Below are 18,354 nucleotides of genomic sequence, written 5' to 3'. Positions count from 1 at the left end.
CTTTCAGTTTAACTGAACGTGCAGCGGATATTGCCCATCTTCCAGATCCCCAAAAAATTCGGGCACATCGGGATGGCCAACAGGCTCACCGGAATAGTCAGCAATCAGGTTCTGCTCGGACACATAAGCAACATAGTAGCTTTGGTCATTTTCCGCGAGTAGGTGATAAAAAGGTTGATCTTTTTGGGGGCGGCTATCCTCGGGGATGGCATCGTACCATTCCTCGGTATTCGAGAACATGGCGTCCACATCAAACACAACACCACGGAAGGGATGCTTCCGGTGACGGACAATTTGCCCGAGAGAGTATTTGGCGCGCGTCTTTAACATTTATTAAAGCTCCTAACTTTTAATTAGCGCCTCAGAGGGGTGTTTGTCTATGGAAGCAGCCCCGTTTTTTGCGAAACAGATTGTGTATTCTCTGAGCCAACAAACCATTCTGACCAACTTGCGCGGGTCGCTGCTGATCGTAAAAATATGGCAATCTTGGAATTCCCAGCCCCAACAGTTTCAGCTATAGTTCCAAAAAACAAAAGATTGCGAGAGGCAGATGAGCAGACTTCTTCGCGCGGCATTGATACTGGTTTTTCTGGCGTCTTGTGGGGGTGACTCCCAGGCGCCACGGAATCTGGACAATGCGTGCAGTATTATCAAGCAGCGCCCGAAAATCTATCGGGCCATGAAACGCACTGAACGGAAATGGAAAGTTCCCGTGCCGGTTCAGATGGCGATGATTTATCAGGAATCCAAGTTTATCCGGGATGCCCGTACGCCGATGAAATACGCCCTTGGCGTGTTGCCCATGGGGCGGCAAAGCTCGGCCTATGGTTATGCGCAGGTTCTGGATGCGACGTGGAAAGAATACCAGCGAGACGAAGGCGGACGCGGCGCACGGCGCACAGACATCAAGGACGCCACGGATTTCATGGGCTGGTACATGAATGAGACGCGCGCCAAGACAGGGATCCCCCTGACCGACGCGCGCAACCAGTATCTGGCTTACCACGAAGGGCGTTCAGGGTATTTGCGCGGCAGCCACAACTCGAAGTCGTGGCTGCTCCGGATCGCGTCCGAAGTGCAAGCCCGCGCCATTCTCTATCAGCACCAATTGGCAAGCTGCCGGCGCTGAACCAGCGTTAGCGTGACCGCTGCTTGATCGCTGCTGTAATTGAAAACAGCGAGCTTCGCAGCGGCGCGCCTTTCGTCATCTCACCCAGAATGACCGTGGTTTTTGATCCGGCATTGTCGGTGATGATCCACTGACGCAGCTCGGTCGGGTTGGCGGTGAATTTCAGTTCGATCGTACCGATTTCGGGGTTCTGTGGGTCTTGCGCCAACACCGTCGTCGCGGTGCCGTCATACCCGTGCCCCTTCACCATCTGTGCCTGGTTTAGGTTCACATTTCGCTCCAGGATCAGGTTCAGCGGTGTGCGCTTCAAGGGGTATTGCTGCGGCCCGGCATTGGATTTTCCGTCGAAGATTGCGACCTGAGATCCGCCCGCCACTACCAGCGCGTCGGTGGGCGGGTTATATTCAAACCGCGCTCTACCCGGACGTTTCAGGTAAATCGTGCCGGTCGAGATCGTGCCGTCATCATTGATCTGCGTAAACGAGGCCTTGGCGGTGTCCAGCCCGTTCAGATATTGCGAGATCGCGTTCAGCGACAGCTTTTCCGCCATCGCAGGTGCCGCGCTTACGGCCATTGCCACAGCGGCAATCGTCATTCGAAAAGGGCTCATTCATCTTACCTTTACTGATCGGGCGCACTCTATCCCGTTACATATGGGAAGATTAAGCCCAATCAGAAGGTGATAGGCGATAACATGCCGCTCAATTCAAAGTGTTATTCCGCGACAGCGGCCGTCACGATGACTTCGACCTTGTAGTCAGGAGTGGCCAACTCAGCCGATCCAGTGGCGCGGGCGGGCGCGTGACCCTTCGGCACCCAAGCATCCCAGACCGCATTCATTTCGGCGAAATCTTTCATATCTGCCAACCAAATCACTGCCTGCAGCATGTGTTTCGTGGAAGATCCCGCTTCGTTCAGCAGATTTTCGACACGGGCCAGACATTCGTGCGTCTGGTCAGCCACGCTGTCCCCCGCATTGCCCACTTGTCCAGCCAAATAGACGACCCCTTTATGGGTCACGCTCTGGCTCATCCGGTCAGTCGTATGGCGTCGTTGAATCATTCTTAGCCTCAATGTTTGACTTTTTTGACAGCGCATCCACCCATGTGAATGCGTTGGACTTTATTGTTCGGGGATCAGAATTTCGCGCTTGCCAACATGGTTCGACGCAGACACAAGGCCTTCGTCTTCCATTTGCTCGACCAGACGCGCGGCCTTGTTATAGCCGATGCCCAGTTTGCGCTGGATGTAGGACGTCGAACATTTGCGATCCTTAATCACGATCGCCACCGCCTGATCGTATTGCGCATCTTCACCGGTGGTGTTGCCACCTGTGTTCAAGCCCAGCACCGCGTCGATGTTGTCGGCTTTATCGTCCGATGGGCCATCCACGACCCCACCGACATATTCCGGTGCTCCGAAACCTTTCAGATAGGTAACGATTTCCTCGACCTCTTCGTCGGATACGAAGGGACCGTGCACACGTGTGATTTTCGACCCGCCCGCCATGTAAAGCATGTCGCCCATGCCCAGAAGCTGTTCAGCCCCCTGCTCACCCAGAATGGTACGGCTATCGATTTTCGACGTGACCTGAAAGCTGATACGGGTCGGGAAGTTCGCCTTGATCGTGCCGGTGATCACGTCAACCGACGGACGTTGCGTCGCCATGATCAAGTGGATGCCGGACGCCCGCGCCATCTGGGCAAGCCGCTGAATACACGCTTCGATTTCCTTACCGGCGACCATCATTAGGTCGGCCATCTCGTCCACCACGACCACGATATAGGGCAGCTTTTCGGGCGCGAACTCTTCGCTCTCGAAGATAGGCTCTCCGGTATCGTCATCGAACCCCGTTTGCACGGTGCGTTCGAACATCTCGCCCTTGGCAAGCGTGTCGGCGACACGGCCATTGTAACCTTCGATATTCCGCACGCCCATCTTGGACATCTTGCGATACCGGTCTTCCATCTCGCCCACGACCCATTTCAGAGCCACAACCGCCTTTTTCGGGTCGGTCACAACGGGTGACAGCAGGTGCGGAATGCCATCGTAAACGCTGAGTTCCAGCATCTTCGGGTCAATCATGATCATCCGACATTCTTCCGGCGTCAGACGATAAAGAAGCGAAAGGATCATCGTGTTGATCGCCACGGACTTACCCGAACCGGTAGTCCCTGCAATCAGCAGGTGAGGCATCTTGGCCAGGTTCGCGACAATCGGGTCGCCGCCGATATCCTTACCCAGAGCCAACGGCAGACCATGATTGCCGTCACCGAAATCACGGGTCGACAGGATTTCGCGAAACGACACCATTTCACGTTTTTCGTTGGGCAGTTCGATCCCGATCACAGACCGGCCCGGCACGGTTGAAACACGCGCCGACAGTGCCGCCATCGAGCGTGCGATGTCATCGGCCAAGCCAATGACACGGCTGGCTTTCAAACCCGGTGCAGGTTCCAATTCGTACATTGTAACAACGGGGCCAGGGCGCACCGATACGATCTCGCCTTTGACGCCATAGTCATCCAGCACGGTTTCAAGCATACGCGCATTTTCTTCCAGAGCTTCGTCTGACAGGTGGTGACGCTCGATCGTGATCGGATTTGCCAGCAGGTTCAGCGGCGGAAGCTCATAGCCCGGATGTGTTTCTTCGAAACTCAGAGACGGTTGCGCCTCGGCTTTCGCACGGGTCGACGGCTGTACGGGCTTTGGTGCCGGATGCTGCACAACTTTCTTGGCAGGTTGCGACAGCCCTGCATGTGCCGGTGTATACACGCGCGGCTCGGATAGGGCGGCATCTGGTGCCATCAGATCTTCAACGACCATGTCGTCTTCTTCGACCAGTTCAGGCGCGGCCACCATTTCAGCATCGGCTTGAGCCGACGAGGGGTCCACTGGCGGTGCCACATTCAGGATCATGGGATCTGGACTGCGACGATGGCGGGCAACAGCGCGCGCCAGCGGAGGTTCAGCCCGCATCGGATCACCCAAAGATGGCTGATGTGCCCGGTTTTTCAGAGCCGATGCGATCTTGGCACGGATGCGATCTTCTCCCCCCAACCCTTCGGGAATGTCACCATCAAAGGTGGGGTGCTCGACCAGTTCCGGCTCAGGATCAGGGGTTCGACGGAACAGTGCGTTCAACAGCCCCGGTTTGGTGGGGGCGGGCGCGGCGTTTTCGATCACCACACCCTGATCATCAACGGAACCATGCAACGACGGTTCGGGGCGCATCACACGGGCCGCGCGCAGGGGCGGCGGGGCGGTGAATTCCTCATCAAAGAATTCTTCGGCCTGTGTTTCGGCAAGACGTTCTTCCTTGCGGGCGGCTTGCCGCGCTTGCATCTGGCGGGCCGTCGCGGCGGCACCCTGTGCAGCCCCTTTCGCGCCCTTACCCAAAAGCGACACAACACCTGCATAGCTCATCACGATGCCGACCATCAGGAAATGGCCAAAGCGCTGTAATTCGAACCGGTCCGCTCCGATGACGAACAACACCGCCAACAGGGCTGCGATGGCCGACACGACTGACATCACTTTCAAACCAAGACCAGCGCCCACCGGCAACCCGGCCAACAATGCCCCCAATACGGTATCCCCAAACAGGCCACCCAGCCCGAACGAGTGGGTCCAGCCTGTCCCCGGCACCAATGTCGAGGCATAGATCGAACATAGAGCCACAGCGATCGGGGCAAATATCATCCGACCAAAGACGCGATCCTGACCGATATGGAAGGTCAAACGCAGTCCCCAAACAACAAGGATCAGTGAAAGCGACCATGCCCCCAACCCGGAAATAACCGCCAGCGGCGAAGCGATAAAGGCACCGACGCGACCCAGCGCGTTTTGGGCGGGCGTATCGGTGGCCGACATCCAACCGGGATCTTCGGGCGAATAGCTGCCAAGGATCAACGCCACGATAACGCCAAGGGCGATCAGTCCCAGCCCCAGAAGCTCTTTCCCACGTCGTTCGATCACAGCCTGCGTGTTGCTGTCAAAGATGGGATCCCGTTGTTTCGCCTGATACGCCATACCACCACGTCCTTACTTAAAGAGACAGTCGCGGATCTGAACTAATCCGCGCTGCATTTCTTGTTTTGGGGCCACCATGGCGACCCGTATGTACCCCTTGCCGGGGTTTTGATTATTCACGTCCCGCGACAGATACGCGCCAGGCAGAACCCGCACGCCGGTCTCGGTCCAAAGTTTCATCGCCGCAGCTTCGCCATCTTCAACTGGCAGCCACAGGAAAAATCCAGCATCCGGCCCTTGGTAGCCATCGACGCCAGCAAAAACCTCGTCCGCCAGCGCGTATTTCTCTTGATACAGCGCGCGGTTCTCAGACACATGCGCCTCATCCGCCCAAGCGCGTTCCGCCACACGTTGCAGGGGCAAGGGCAGCGGCGCACCAGCATAAGCGCGCAACTGCCGCACGCGGCGGATGCTGTCCGTCCCGCCTGCAATGAACCCCGACCGAAGGCCGGGCAGGTTCGACCGTTTTGACAGCGAATGAAACACCACAACGCGATCCGGATCGGCACCGCCTTCGCGGGCCACCTCAAGTGCGCCAGGGGGCGGTGTGTCACGGTAGATTTCCGAATAACATTCGTCCGCGAAGATCTGAAAGTCGTATTTTTCGGCCAAGGCGATCAGGTTCGCCCAGTAGTCCCGATCCGCCACCGCGCCCTGCGGATTGGTCGGCGAACAGATATAGGCCACCTCGGTCCTGTTCAGAATATCCGGCGACAGTTGCGAATAGTCCGGCAAAAACCCGGTTGCAGCCGATGTGGACAGGAAAACCGGTTCTGCCCCGACCGTCGCCGCCGCAACCGCATAGACTTGATAAAACGGGTTCGGGATCAGAACGACGGGCTGCTGCCCCTGCGCCGTCTGTTCCGGGCAAAGCGCCAGAAGCGCGTTGAATAAGCCTTCCCGTGTACCGTTCAGCGCCATGACTTGTGTTGTCGGGTCCATCTGAACCCCATAACGGCGCGACAGCCAGCCTGCGATAGCTTGCAAAAGCTCGATTGACCCGTCATTCGGCGGATATTTTCCAAATTCTTCAGTATGTTGGGAAATAACCTGCGGCAGCCATTCGGGGAATGGATGCTTCGGCTCGCCAATGGTCATATGCATCACCTCGCCGCCCGGTTTATGGGCGTCAAGAAGGCTCCGCAGGCGCGGAAATGCATACTCGGGCAAGCTGGAATACCGCTCGGGAAACGTCATTGGAACGTCACTATACTGCCTCAGATCTCGGGATCATTTCGCCCCGTTTGAACCAAGGATAGCTCGCAATCTGTGGCGGGTCCAGAAAAACGCCGCGATTTTCGGTGGTTGTGACATACGGTTGTGGCTTTTAGGCCAACACGGCCTCGGCTGCCGCCCCCAATCGCAACAATCGTTCCTCGGCCATAGGTGCGCCCAACAGCATTATCCCGGTGGATGGCAAGCCCGTTGGCAGGCTCAGGCCACAGGACCCCATCAGATTACCGATGCGGGTATTGCGCAGCGCCCACAGGTTTTCTTCGACGTAATAGTGATGATCTTCCAGCAGACGCTCAACAATGGGCGGCATGATGGGCGAAGTCGGCATCACTACGGCGTCATAACCGGCAATCGCGGCGTGATACTCATCACGGATCTGGTCCAGCCGTTGCCACGCCCGAACATACTCCGCGCCAGAGAACTGCCCGCCCGCGCGAAATCGTTCAAGAACTTCGGAAAACATCAAGTCCGGGCGCGCTTCGATCTCGTCTTGCCATGTGGCGTATGCCTCGGTTGTGAACAACACGCCGGACATGGCGAGCGCTTCGTCCACAATAGCTGAATGAGCGCGACGAACCACGGCCCCCCCGTCCATCAGGCGCCCTATGGCGCTTTCGAACCCGGCGGACGGGTCACCACGCGCGCCCTGCAGCCCGTTTTCCAAAACCAACAGACGAGTGCCTTTTAAACTGGCACCTCGCAGATCCACAGCAATCCGGCCCTCCATCACGGCCAGCATCAGTGCGGTATCTTCCACAGTGCGGCACAGCGGCCCCACCGTATCGAACCGCGCCGCTAGGGGCACAACACCCTTTGATGACACCCGACCCGAGGTGGTTTTCAACCCCACAAGGTCATTCCAAGCCGCTGGAATGCGCACCGATCCACCCGTATCAGACCCCACCGCCCCAGCTGCTAAACCGAACGCCACCGAGGTCGCCGCACCTGAGCTGGACCCGCCAGAAACCGCGTCATAGTCGTTCACGCAAGGGCTGGTCGCCGTCACAGGGTTCAATCCAAGGCCCGAGAAGGCAAGCTCGCTCATGTGTGTTTTGCCAAGGCAGACAAGTCCCTGCGCGGTGGCATTGCGCAAAACCTCGGCATCGCGTTTCGGCACGCGGTCCTTCAACAGCGCGGACCCCGCTTCGGTCGCAACACCAGCCGTATCAAACAAGTCTTTCCAACTGATCGGCACCCCGTCCAGCAAGCCCAGACGATGCCCAGACGCAGCCCGCTTTGACGCGGCCTCTGCTTCGGCCAGTGCACGGGATTCGGTAAGTCGCGCATAGATGCGATCTTGAAATTTATGCGCTTTGATCGCGCCCAGATAGGTTTCAGTCAGCGCAACAGGGTCTATGTCGCCCACACTGATCCCCCGCCCCAGATCGCCCATGCTCATGGTCAGCCACTGGTTGTTCATCAATCCCTCCCGTCCTGCATGATGGAGACGGTAGCGGCGGTTGCGCACATGGACAATCCCCGTCAACGGGTTCAAAAAGGCAATATGAAACTTGATGCCGATATTCTGATCGTAGGTGGAGGATTGAATGGCCCGGCTTTGGCGCTTGCGTTGGCCGATACTGGCTTTACCGTCACCATTATCGACGCGCTGCCTAAAGATGCGCGTGCTGGTGATGATTTTGACGGGCGCGGCTATGCGTTGGCACTCGCGTCGCAACGGCTTTTGTCAGCCATAGGCGTCTGGCCCACGGTTGCACCCAATGCTCAACCCTTGCTGGATATTCGCATCTCGGACGGTCGGCCGGGCGAAGGCCCCGGCCCGTTTGTGTTAGAGTTCGATCACGCCGAGATCGACGAAGGTCCAATGGGATACATGGTCGAAGACCGATTCCTGTCACGCGCCCTGATCGACGCCGTCGAAGCCCATCCGAAAGTGACCCTTCTGGATCAAGAAACTGTGGTCGAACAAATGATCGGACCGGCCACGGTCGCGCTGACGCTCGCCTCGGGCAAACGCCTATCGGGGTGCATTGTCGTTGGGTGTGACGGACGGCGGTCCGGCACAGCGGAACGGGCTGGTATCGGGCGGTTTGGACACGATTACGGGCAAACCTCGCTGGTGTGTGCGATCGACCATGAGCTGCCGCATCGCGGGGCAGCGCATCAGTTCTTTATGCCTTCTGGCCCGCTGGCTATTTTGCCGCTGCCAGGCAATCAAAGTTCGATTGTATGGACCGAAACCCATGCGGAAGCTGCCCGCATTCATGCGCTGGAAGATGACGGGTATCTTGAGGAGCTGCGCCCTCGCTTCGGGTCGTTCCTTGGCCAGATCAGCCTTGCGGGCAAGCGATTTACGTATCCCTTGAACCTGACCGTCGCGAATACCTTTTTCGCAGAACGTCTGGCGCTGGTGGGCGATGCAGCGCACGGTTTGCACCCGATTGCGGGGCAAGGTTTGAACGCAGGCCTAAAAGATGTGGCCGCGCTGGCCGAAGTGCTGACCCATGCCCGCCGTCGTGGTGAGGACATCGGTCGTCTTGATGTGCTGGAACGATATCAGCAGTGGCGCCGGTTTGATGTGGCCCAGATGGTGGCCGTGACGGAAGCCACCAACCGTCTGTTTTCAAATGACAACCCGATTTTGCGAACGGTGCGCGATCTGGGGTTGGGTGTTGTGAATGCGATGCCGGGTCTGCGCCGGGGATTTATTCGTGAAGCGGCCGGTCTGACCGGCGATCTGCCGCGATTGCTGCAAGGTCGCCAGATCTAGTGCGTCAGTCTTCGATCTTGCGCGCTTCGTCCACCAACATCACCGGAATACCGCCTCGGATCGGAAACGCCAGGCGCGCCGCTTTCGATACAAGCTCTTGTTTTTCAGCATCATAGCGCAGCACCGTTTGTGTAACGGGACAAACCAGCGCTTCGATCATGCGGCGGTCAAATTCTGTGGTGGGCGCCTCAGTCATTGCACTTTCTCCTTACCCACACCTTGGCGCAGGGAAAATTCCATCAACGTGACCAAGGTCTCGCGGCGGGTGCTCAGGGACGGCGCCACAAGCAACGCCTGCTTATCTTCAGGATCAAACGGACACAACATCGACAGGGCGTTGATCATCAACTCGTCTTCCGCGGTTTGCAGACTGTCCCAATCAGTTTGCAGCTCTTCCAGTTCGAAATACCGCTCAAGCAGCTTGAAAAATGCGTCTCGGTCCAAATCTGGATCATGTTCGGGTTGGCCAAGATCGCGATCAAAACTGCGCCAACCGGCTTCAGTGCGCAGATAGGGCGTGAACCCCTCCTGCACCGCGCCAAGGCGAAAGCGCGAAATGCCGGTCAGCGTGATCATATAACGCCCATCCTCGGTTTCGGTGAACGAGGTGATGCGTCCAGCACACCCGATAGCGTGTAACCGGGCCGCATCCTGATCGTTGTCGCCCATGGGCTGGATCATCCCGATCAAACGCTCGGGCGTCTTCAACGCATCATCGAACATCGCAAGATATCGCGGTTCAAACACATGCAGGGGCAACCGACCGCGCGGCAACAACAGCGCACCCGGCAACGGGAAAAGAGGCAGAAAATCTGGCAGGTCAGCGGCAGAGATCATAAGACCACTCTAACGCGGCTTGACCGATCACACAAAGATCATCGACGACAACTTGCGCCGGCCAGTCAACGCAATGGGATCTTTCGCATCCAGTGCATCGAAAATTGTGAACAGCTGCGCCTTGGCAGCAGCATCGTTCCAGTCTCTATCCCTGCGGAAAAGCTCCAACAGTTCATCGACGGCTGCCTGCACATCACCGGATGCATTCAAAGCGACAGCCAGATCAAACCGGGATTGGTGGTCGTCTGGATTTGCGTCTACAGCGGCACGCAGTTCGGCAACCGGCCCTGCGCTTTCTGCCTGACGTGCCAGTTCGATCTTTGCCCGAACGGCTTCCAATTCCGGCGCGTCCGAGATTTCTGCAGGGGCACCATTCAGAACGGCCTCGGCCTCGTCCGCATTGCCTTTTGCAAGATGCGCACGCGCCAATCCGCCAAAAGCAGCGGCATTGTTGGGGTCTTCTTCAAGAATGGCGGCATAAGTTTGGGCTGCGTCCTCAACTGAACCAGCTTCCAGCATCTCATCGGCGGCGGCAATGGCATCTGCCAGTCCGTTATCCGCGTCGCCACCTAAAGCCGCAACACGATTGACGAACTCTTTCACTTCGGACGCTGGCAGCGCGCCCTGAAACCCATCAGCAGGTTGGCCTTGCCAAAATGCATAGACGGTTGGGATCGACTGCACACGCAATTGGCCTGCGATCATCTGGTTTTCGTCAACATTTACCTTGACCATGCGCACCCTGCCGCCCGCTTCGGTCACGGCGGCTTCCAATGCAGGGCCAAGTTGTTTGCAGGGGCCACACCACGGTGCCCAGAAGTCGACAATGACCGGCACCTCTTGCGAGGCTTCGACCACATCCTGCATGAAGGTCGCCTCGCCGACATCCTTGATCAGATCAGCTGTGGCCGGTGCGCCACCCAGTTCGAGTTCCATTGCTCAAGCTCCTTCAAATGCGTTGAGGCTTATATGCCCCCTGCCCTGACGGTTTTAAAGGTCGAAAGTCGCAAAGACCGGTGCGTGATCCGACGGCTTCTCCCACCCGCGTGCATCGCGCAAGACGCGCGACGCATGACCTGCGTTCGAAATGTCTGGCGTGGCCCAGATGTGGTCAAGCCGACGCCCCTTGTCTGCAGCACTCCAATCCTTCGCGCGATAGCTCCACCATGAATAAAGCTGCCCTTCGGGGATGTCTTGGCGGGTGATATCGACCCATTTCGCGGCGTCCTGCACCTGCGCCAGCGCCTCGACCTCGACCGGCGTGTGGCTGACCACTTTCAGAAGCTGCTTGTGAGACCAAACATCGTCTTCGCGTGGGGCAATGTTCAGATCTCCCACAAGAATGGATTTACTCGGTTTCTCTGCAAAGAACTGGTCGCGCATGTCGGTCAGATAGTCGAGTTTTTGACCAAACTTCTCGTTCACATCGCGGTCTGGGACGTCACCACCTGCAGGCACATAGAAATTGTGGATCGTGGCACCGTTTTCCAATTGCCCCGCGATGTGACGGGCATGGTCAAGACCGGCAAAATCAAAGCTCACCACTTCTTTCATCGGCAGGCGCGACAGGATTGCGACGCCGTTGTAACCCTTCTGCCCACGCGCCACCATATGGGTGTACCCAAGAGCGGCAAAGCCTTCCATAGGGATCTTTTCGACCGGGCTTTTGCATTCCTGAAGGCACAGCACATCGGGGCCTTCTTCGGCCAAAAGCTTCTGCACGATCGGCTCGCGCAGTCGGACCGAGTTGATGTTCCAAGTGGCCAGGGTGAAGCTCATGTTATCCTCCGGTGAACGCGCATTTAGGGCGACCATAGAGGATGGGGCAAAAAGTGAACAGGGGCGAGTTTACCCCGCCCCGTTTCATCAGTTGTAGGATACCACTTCCCATTCAACGCCATCATGATCGTCAAAATAGAAGCGCCGCCCGGGTTCGTAATCCCCATGATTATGCGGTGTGAACCCGGCCGCCTTCACCCGCGTTTCAACCGCATCGATATCATCCACCGTCACCCCCACATGGTTCAAACCAGCGCGGGTCGTATAGGAATGCTGAGGGTCGTTGATAACCCGATTGGGCGTGTATAGAGCCACATAGCTGCTGTCATCGCCCACATGGGCGGTATGCCCGCCCGACATCGCATCGCCTTCCCAACGGATTTTCCAATCAAACACGGCGCCCAACCAAGCGGCTGTCGCCTTTGGATCGCTTACAGTCACATTCACATGCTCTAGATTTGCCATTTTGGCCTCCTTGATCTTCGTTGCGACTCGGTTGATAATTCCTAAAGCTAACTTTAGCTCAAGCTTTTTTGAGGAAATATGGAACGTAGAAACGAAATTTCCATCGGAACCTTGGCAAACCGCACCGGACTGGCCGTGTCCGCGATCCGGTATTACGAAACCCAGGGGCTGGTCGCACCCGAACGTAACGCGGGTGGGCAACGGCGATTTCTGCGATCCGACATCCGCAGGTTGAGCTTTGTCATGATCGCGCAGAAGTTTGGCTTTACCCTCGATCGCATTCGCGAAGTTCTGGGCCGCCTGCCCCGAGGACGGACGCCCACTGCAAAAGACTGGACCGCGATTTCACAGGATTTTCGCGCAGAACTCGATGACCAGATCGCGGCGCTGACCCGCCTGCGTGACAAGCTGGACGGGTGCATTGGTTGTGGCTGCCTGTCATTGGACCGCTGCGCGCTATACAACCCAGACGATGTGGCTGCTGAGAATGGCGCCGGGCCAAGGTATTTGCTGGGGGATGAGGCGGTTCGACCAGAAGACTAAGCGTCGTTCTGTTGGGCCGCGTACGCTTTGATCTGCCTTAAGGCGAGCAATTGCCCCAAGCTGCAAACTGACCTCAACGGAGGTCAGCCATGTCCGATCACGGTCACAGCCCACAGGAAATCACCGCCCGAATTGGCGCGCCCCCGGGCAAAGGGGTGCTGCGCGATGCAGTCTATGGGGCCATTGATGGGTCGGTCACGACCTTCGCCATTGTGGCCGGTGTGGCGGGGGCTGGACTGTCACCATTCATCATTGTCGTTCTGGGTTTGGCCAATGTGCTGGCCGATGGGTTTTCTATGGCTGCTGCTGCCTATTCCGGCACCAAAGCCGAGCAGGACAACTATCGTCGCATCCGCAAGATCGAAGAAGAACACATCCGGATCCACCCGAAAGGCGAATGGCTCGAAGTGCGTGAAATCCTTGCGCAAAAAGGGCTAAGTGACCGCATTTTGGACGACGCGACAGACGCAGTGACACAAGACAAAGAACGCTGGATCAACCTGATGATGGATGGAGAATACGGTTTGGGCGGCATCGACCCGCACCCCATGCGCGCGGCAATGACCACCTTCTTGTCTTTCCTTGTGGCCGGCATGATTCCACTTCTGCCGTTCATCCTAAAGCTCGACAGTGCCTTCACCATCTCGGCTTGGATGACCATGGCCAGCTTCTTTTCAATCGGTGCCCTGAAAAGCCACTGGTCCCTTAGCCCATGGTGGCGATCCGCATTTGAGACCATGTTGATTGGAGGCGCGGCGGCGGGCTTGGCGTATGGGGTGGGCATGTTGTTTAATGTTTGAGGTGACAAGCCCTTTGGGACACGACAGTCAGGTCGGAGTTAAAACAATATCGTGTTTCCTGAATGAACGTAGGCGCAGAGCCCGGAACAGACACAGATATCCGTCGGCCGTTCGGCGAGTTATACTCTTTGAGTGGAGGAAGCTGAAAATGGCAGATACTTTGACACCCGAAGAACGTCACGAACATCTCATCCCGTTGGGAGAGGTCGGTTGGGGAGCGGTCGCGGACCGTGATGCAATCCGGAAGGTGTATATTTTCTCTAATTTTGTAGAGGCTTGGGGTTGGATGTCCCGCGTCGCGATTTGGTGTGAGAAGTGGAACCATCACCCGGAATGGCTCAATGTCTATCGAACTGTTGACGTCACTTTAGTGACGCACGACGCCGACGGTCTAACGAACTTGGATATTAAACTGGCGAAGAAGATGGACGCACTTGCAGCTGCTTCGACCCCAGTAAGCTATCAATCGGATATTTCCGAGCCAATTGCTTGTTTATGTGGTCCGGACGCGCGACGTTAAAAAAGCCTCTCAAGAACCGATCGAGCGAAGCAGCATCGCGCTCGCATTTAATAGTCCGGGGAGCTACTTGTCCGCTATGCGGCCAGCCAAAAAAGACCGGGCACGAAGGCCCGGCCAGTCCATCAGGGAGGAATGTGCCCGTAACCCCGGACACGAGGGAACTCTAGGCGTTCAACCGATACCCGCCGCTTTCCGTCACCAGCAACCGCGCGTTTGACGGATCAGGCTCAATCTTTTGGCGCAGGCGGTAAATATGTGTCTCTAACGTGTGGGTTGTGACCCCGGCGTTATAGCCCCAGACCTCGTGCAGCAGCACATCGCGCGCCACCACACCGTCGTTTGAGCGATAGAGAAACTTTAGAATGTTCGTCTCTTTCTCGGTCAGACGAACCTTCCGGTCTTCCTCGGTAATAAGCATCTTCATCGACGGCTTAAACGTGTACGGCCCAAGCTGGAACACCGCATCTTCGCTTTGCTCATGCTGGCGCAATTGGGCGCGAATACGGGCCAGAAGCACCGGGAATTTGAAAGGCTTCGATACATAGTCATTGGCACCCGCATCAAGACCCAAAATGGTGTCGGCATCCGTGTCATGGCCGGTCAGCATCAGGATTGGACACTTAACCCCCTGCTTGCGCATCACGCGACATAGCTCGCGGCCATCCGTATCCGGCAGGCCCACATCAAGGATCACGAGGTCATAGATGGCCTCCTTCGACTTGGTCAGCGCCTCGGCCCCATTGCCCGCCTCGAACACATCGAAATCCTCGGTCATTAGAAGCTGTTCGGCCAACGCGTCGCGCAGATCCTCATCGTCATCAACCAGCAGTATTTTTTTCAGCGTGGACATGTCGCCCTCCTCTGTCGTGCTGATAAAACAGATGTTACCCCCTCACGCGATTGGCAAGATTTGCAACAGAAGTCTCACGGCCTCGTGTCATTTCACCGGTAAATGTTTCATATCGTGACAGTTCGTCCTAGGTATGAGACGTGAAAGGATGCCAATGACACTTGCCCCAAATCAGACCGAGCTTCTGGCCCGCGCACGCGCCGATTTGCGCATGGGGGTGCCGGTGGTTTTGACGTGTGATGGCCGTGCTGTGCTGGTTGCGGCGGCTGAAACACTGTCATCCGGACGTTTAAACGAAATGCGCGCTCTGGGCGCTCCAGTTGTGGCCATCACGCCTCGGCGGGCGGACACGCTGAAAGCGCGCGCCTATTCCAACCTCGTGGCTCGAATCGAACTTCCGCGCGATGCCGGAACTGATTGGATTTCTTCGGTCGCCGATCCTGCGGATGATCTTGCCCACCCCATGAAGGGACCATTTCGCACCCTTCGCGGTGGTGAAGACGGGCTTGAAGCGCAATCTATTGCACTTTGCAAATCTGCGCGCCTCCTGCCAGCGACAGTCGTGATCGAAGTCACTAACACACCTGAAATTGCCTCTGCAAAGAACCTGACTCATGTCTCGCTGGACAAGGAAATGATTGATGTCCTCTCCCTTGCTCCTGTCGTCCATGCGCGTTTGCCCCTGACCGTCAGCGAAGCCGGACGCCTGCATATTTTCCGCCCAGATGACGGCAGCGAAGAGCACTATGCGGTTGAAATTGGCTGCCCGTCGCGCGACTTACCAGTGCTGGCACGGTTGCATTCGGCCTGTTTCACGGGCGATGTACTGAGCAGCCTGAAGTGCGACTGTGGCCCGCAGCTACACACGGCTTTGAACATGATCGGACAAGACGGGCACGGAGTGTTGCTTTATCTGAATCAGGAAGGTCGCGGCATCGGATTGGCGAATAAAATGCGCGCCTATTCTCTACAAGATCAGGGATTTGACACGGTGGAAGCCAACCACCGCCTGGGCTTCGAAGATGACGAACGGGATTTCCGCATCGGTGCGATGATCTTGAAGTCATTGGGGTTTTCCTCGGTGCGCTTGATGACCAACAACCCGCGCAAGGTCGCAATGATGAACGAAGCGGGCATTCAGGTGACAGATCGGGTGCCGTTGAAGGTTGGGAAAAGTACCCACAACAAAGCATATCTCGCCACCAAGGCCCGTAAATCCGGACATTTCCTGTGATCCCGCGACGCACGGACATGGTCGTCACTCGCTGGCGCGCACACTTTATGGGGCGACAACTCCCCATCGCCATAGGACGCGGCGGCATGACGAATGACAAACACGAAGGCGATTTAGCCACTCCGCGCGGGGTGTGGTGGATCGTTGGTGGTCGCTATCGTGCGGACCGAACGAAAGCACCTGACACGCCGCTTTCCCTAGATCCAATTGGCCCGCGGGACGTCTGGTCCGATGATCCGACCGACCCGGCCTATAATCACGGCTTGTCGTCCTACAACCATCCATTCAGCCACGAAAAGCTACGTATGACCGCCCGGCTTTACGACGTGGTGTTGATCAGCGACTGGAATTGGCCCGATGCCAAACCGGGCAAAGGTTCTGCAATCTTCATCCACCAATGGCGCAAACCACGGCATCCGACAGCCGGGTGTCTGGCCTTCGCCCCCAAAGACTTGCGTTGGATTCTGTCTCACTGGACGCCCCACAGCCGCATTATTGTCCGCTAGACCTTTTTCTTGTCCCACAATATCCTGGGGTGAGCGGCTATGCCGCGAGGGGCAAGGCCCCTAACCGTAGTCCCGTTCACCAAAAATTGCGGATCCGACACGCACATGGGTCGCACCTTGAGCTATCGCACGCTCAAAATCACTGCTCATACCCATCGACAATTGTTCCAACCCATTGCGTTTGGCCATCTTGGCCAGCACAGCGAAATGCAAGGTCGGCTCTTCTTCCACCGGCGGAATGCACATCAGACCGATGATTGGCAGGCCCAGATCACGACATTCGCTGACGAAATCATCCAGATCGTCGGGCAGGATACCTGCTTTCTGGGGCTCCTCGCCGGTGTTCACCTGAACAAACAGCTTCGGACAATGGCCTTCTTCTTCCGCTATACGGGCAATGGCGCGGGCCAATTTGGGACGGTCGACGGAATGGATCAAATCGAACAAGCCCATCGCCTGACGGGTCTTGTTGGATTGCAGCGGACCGATCAGATGCAGCTCGACACCATCGAACCGCTCTTTCAGATCCGGCCACTTGCCGGCGGCCTCTTGCACCTTGTTTTCACCAAAGACACGGTGGCCTTCTTGCAGAACCGCGACTACGCGTTCCAGAGGTTGAACCTTGGACACGGCGATCAGTTTGGTCGAACCGGGCGCACGGCCAACGCGAGCCTCTTCCTTGGCAATGCGATCCTGAATGTCGGAAAGTGGCATGGGTCACCTTGTAGCTAGAACTTTCAAACACAGGTGTCCCAAAAGAAAAGAGCGGGCACAAGGCCCGCTCTTCCCTATTCAATAATCCGTTAGGATTAGAACAGCATGATGATGCCGAGGTCGGCTTTGGTCGCGCCGCCAACTTCGCCAACACCGGCTTTGAAGGTCGCGCCGCCACCCAGGTCGTATGCAACACCCAGACCGTATGCATCAGTCGAAGCTGCACCAACTTCAAGCTTCGAGTAAGCTGCGCTTACAACAACTGCGCCCATGGTGTAAGCACCGTGGATACCGTAAGCTGTGGTGTCGATGTCGCTGTTGCGCGAATACAGAGCGTTGACCGAGAAGTCAGCGATGTTAGCGCCGGCTTTCACGTGGTACGTGCTGGCGTTCACAACACCCCAATCGTCGTAACCCAGACCAACGTTGAAGTCACCCATCGAGTAGGTGGCTGCGATCGACGTGATGTCGGTGCCGTTGAAGTCGTGCGAAACTGCGATCCCGAAGTCACCAAAGGTGCCTTCGTACATCATGTTACCTTGGTCAGCAATGTCGACCAGAGTTTCTGCAAGGTTGTCGGTGCCGATACCGCCGTAACCGATGTCCGACAGACCCAGTTTTGCATCAACAGCCGAACCAACAGCGCCGACCGAGAACTTGCCGAAGCCGCCTTCGATGTAAGCCGAAGAATCGTCAACTGCGCCGCCACCAGCGGTCGAGGTGATGTCAACTTCTGCGCCGAAGCCCAGGCCGCCATCGGTTTCACCGGTCATTGCAACCGACAGAGTCAGGTAGTGGTCCAGCGTCCAGTCGTCACCAACAGCAACGTCCATGTATTTAAAGCCGATACCGGCTTCGCCCGAGAAGCTGATGTCAGCGGCGGCAAAGCCAGCCGAAGCAACCAGTGCGGACGATGCGAGAAGAATCTTTTTCATTTCGTTTTCCCTCATGTGTTTCAATAGTGCACCTCAATTCAGG

At 57.0% G+C, this 18,354-nt stretch carries 21 protein-coding genes; 7 read left to right on the top strand and 14 right to left on the bottom strand.

The window, feature by feature from the left end:
- Window positions 1-3: 3 nt before the first annotated feature.
- Entirely contained in the window at window positions 4-330 is a 327-nt protein-coding gene (hspQ, locus tag MWU51_RS14400; RefSeq protein ID WP_247038241.1) for a heat shock protein HspQ, read from the bottom strand.
- A gap of 220 nt (window positions 331-550) precedes the next feature.
- On the opposite strand from hspQ, the gene MWU51_RS14395 reads away from it, so the two are divergent.
- Window positions 551-1,129 carry a transglycosylase SLT domain-containing protein gene (locus tag MWU51_RS14395; protein WP_247038239.1) on the top strand — a complete coding sequence of 193 codons (579 nt, stop codon included), beginning with the start codon at window positions 551-553 and terminating at the stop codon, window positions 1,127-1,129.
- A 7-nt stretch (window positions 1,130-1,136) separates the two neighbouring features.
- Here MWU51_RS14395 and MWU51_RS14390 read toward each other — a convergent pair whose 3' ends face one another.
- From MWU51_RS14390 to MWU51_RS14370, 5 genes are all read right to left on the bottom strand, one after another.
- Entirely contained in the window at window positions 1,137-1,739 is a 603-nt protein-coding gene (locus tag MWU51_RS14390; protein ID WP_247038237.1) for an outer membrane lipoprotein carrier protein LolA, read from the bottom strand.
- Between the two features lie 104 nt (window positions 1,740-1,843).
- On the bottom strand, window positions 1,844-2,191 hold the full coding sequence (locus MWU51_RS14385) for a RidA family protein (RefSeq protein WP_247038235.1): 348 nt from the start codon (window positions 2,189-2,191) through the stop codon (window positions 1,844-1,846).
- A 60-nt stretch (window positions 2,192-2,251) separates the two neighbouring features.
- Window positions 2,252-5,161: a DNA translocase FtsK gene (locus tag MWU51_RS14380; RefSeq protein WP_247038233.1), complete on the bottom strand. Its 2,910-nt coding sequence runs from the start codon at window positions 5,159-5,161 to the stop codon at window positions 2,252-2,254.
- 12 nt (window positions 5,162-5,173) lie between these two features.
- Entirely contained in the window at window positions 5,174-6,358 is a 1,185-nt protein-coding gene (locus MWU51_RS14375; RefSeq protein ID WP_247038231.1) for an aminotransferase class I/II-fold pyridoxal phosphate-dependent enzyme, read from the bottom strand.
- 130 nt (window positions 6,359-6,488) lie between these two features.
- Window positions 6,489-7,817, bottom strand: a complete 1,329-nt coding sequence (locus MWU51_RS14370; protein WP_247038229.1) for an amidase family protein — start codon at window positions 7,815-7,817, stop codon at window positions 6,489-6,491.
- 48 nt (window positions 7,818-7,865) lie between these two features.
- On the opposite strand from MWU51_RS14370, the gene MWU51_RS14365 reads away from it, so the two are divergent.
- A complete protein-coding gene (locus tag MWU51_RS14365) occupies window positions 7,866-9,128 on the top strand; it encodes an FAD-dependent monooxygenase (RefSeq protein WP_247038227.1) in 1,263 nt (420 codons plus the stop codon).
- Window positions 9,129-9,132: 4 nt separating this feature from the next.
- On the opposite strand, the gene MWU51_RS14360 is transcribed toward MWU51_RS14365, so the two are convergent.
- The 5 genes from MWU51_RS14360 to MWU51_RS14340 form a co-directional block, all read right to left on the bottom strand.
- Window positions 9,133-9,324 (bottom strand): Trm112 family protein, encoded by a 192-nt coding sequence (locus MWU51_RS14360; protein ID WP_247038225.1) that lies wholly within the window; start codon window positions 9,322-9,324, stop codon window positions 9,133-9,135.
- Window positions 9,321-9,965, bottom strand: a complete 645-nt coding sequence (locus MWU51_RS14355) for an LON peptidase substrate-binding domain-containing protein (RefSeq protein ID WP_247038223.1) — start codon at window positions 9,963-9,965, stop codon at window positions 9,321-9,323. Before MWU51_RS14355 ends, MWU51_RS14360 begins: the two co-directional genes overlap by 4 nt.
- Window positions 9,966-9,992: 27 nt before the next feature.
- Window positions 9,993-10,901 (bottom strand): co-chaperone YbbN, encoded by a 909-nt coding sequence (locus tag MWU51_RS14350; protein ID WP_247038221.1) that lies wholly within the window; start codon window positions 10,899-10,901, stop codon window positions 9,993-9,995.
- 54 nt (window positions 10,902-10,955) lie between these two features.
- Window positions 10,956-11,744 (bottom strand): exodeoxyribonuclease III, encoded by a 789-nt coding sequence (locus MWU51_RS14345; RefSeq protein WP_247038219.1) that lies wholly within the window; start codon window positions 11,742-11,744, stop codon window positions 10,956-10,958.
- An 87-nt stretch (window positions 11,745-11,831) separates the two neighbouring features.
- Window positions 11,832-12,209, bottom strand: coding sequence for a VOC family protein (locus MWU51_RS14340; protein WP_247038218.1), 378 nt, complete (start codon window positions 12,207-12,209; stop codon window positions 11,832-11,834).
- 78 nt (window positions 12,210-12,287) lie between these two features.
- Here MWU51_RS14340 and soxR point away from each other — a divergent pair, with 78 nt between their 5' ends.
- The 3 genes from soxR (at window position 12,288) to MWU51_RS14325 (ending at window position 14,072) form a co-directional block, all read left to right on the top strand.
- Window positions 12,288-12,752, top strand: coding sequence for a redox-sensitive transcriptional activator SoxR (soxR, locus tag MWU51_RS14335; protein WP_247038216.1), 465 nt, complete (start codon window positions 12,288-12,290; stop codon window positions 12,750-12,752).
- A gap of 89 nt (window positions 12,753-12,841) precedes the next feature.
- On the top strand, window positions 12,842-13,552 hold the full coding sequence (locus MWU51_RS14330) for a VIT1/CCC1 transporter family protein (RefSeq protein WP_247038214.1): 711 nt from the start codon (window positions 12,842-12,844) through the stop codon (window positions 13,550-13,552).
- Window positions 13,553-13,700: 148 nt separating this feature from the next.
- A complete protein-coding gene (locus tag MWU51_RS14325) occupies window positions 13,701-14,072 on the top strand; it encodes a 4a-hydroxytetrahydrobiopterin dehydratase (protein ID WP_348646744.1) in 372 nt (123 codons plus the stop codon).
- Window positions 14,073-14,235: 163 nt separating this feature from the next.
- Here the strand turns inward: MWU51_RS14325 and MWU51_RS14320 are convergent, their stop codons facing one another.
- A complete protein-coding gene (locus MWU51_RS14320; RefSeq protein WP_247038212.1) occupies window positions 14,236-14,922 on the bottom strand; it encodes a response regulator transcription factor in 687 nt (228 codons plus the stop codon).
- Between the two features lie 154 nt (window positions 14,923-15,076).
- Here MWU51_RS14320 and ribA point away from each other — a divergent pair, with 154 nt between their 5' ends.
- The gene (gene ribA, locus MWU51_RS14315; protein WP_247038209.1) at window positions 15,077-16,156 is read left to right on the top strand and encodes a GTP cyclohydrolase II; all 1,080 of its coding nucleotides are present in this window, start codon (window positions 15,077-15,079) and stop codon (window positions 16,154-16,156) included.
- 17 nt (window positions 16,157-16,173) lie between these two features.
- Window positions 16,174-16,662, top strand: a complete 489-nt coding sequence (locus MWU51_RS14310; protein WP_247038864.1) for a L,D-transpeptidase family protein — start codon at window positions 16,174-16,176, stop codon at window positions 16,660-16,662.
- Window positions 16,663-16,722: 60 nt separating this feature from the next.
- Here MWU51_RS14310 and MWU51_RS14305 read toward each other — a convergent pair whose 3' ends face one another.
- A complete protein-coding gene (locus MWU51_RS14305; RefSeq protein WP_247038207.1) occupies window positions 16,723-17,376 on the bottom strand; it encodes a YggS family pyridoxal phosphate-dependent enzyme in 654 nt (217 codons plus the stop codon).
- A gap of 95 nt (window positions 17,377-17,471) precedes the next feature.
- Window positions 17,472-18,311, bottom strand: a complete 840-nt coding sequence (locus tag MWU51_RS14300; RefSeq protein ID WP_247038205.1) for a porin — start codon at window positions 18,309-18,311, stop codon at window positions 17,472-17,474.
- Window positions 18,312-18,354 lie beyond the last annotated feature (43 nt).

Source organism: Aliiroseovarius sp. F47248L (assembly GCF_023016085.1).
Classification (GTDB): domain Bacteria; phylum Pseudomonadota; class Alphaproteobacteria; order Rhodobacterales; family Rhodobacteraceae; genus Aliiroseovarius.
This window is presented reverse-complemented; position numbering and strand designations above follow the sequence as displayed.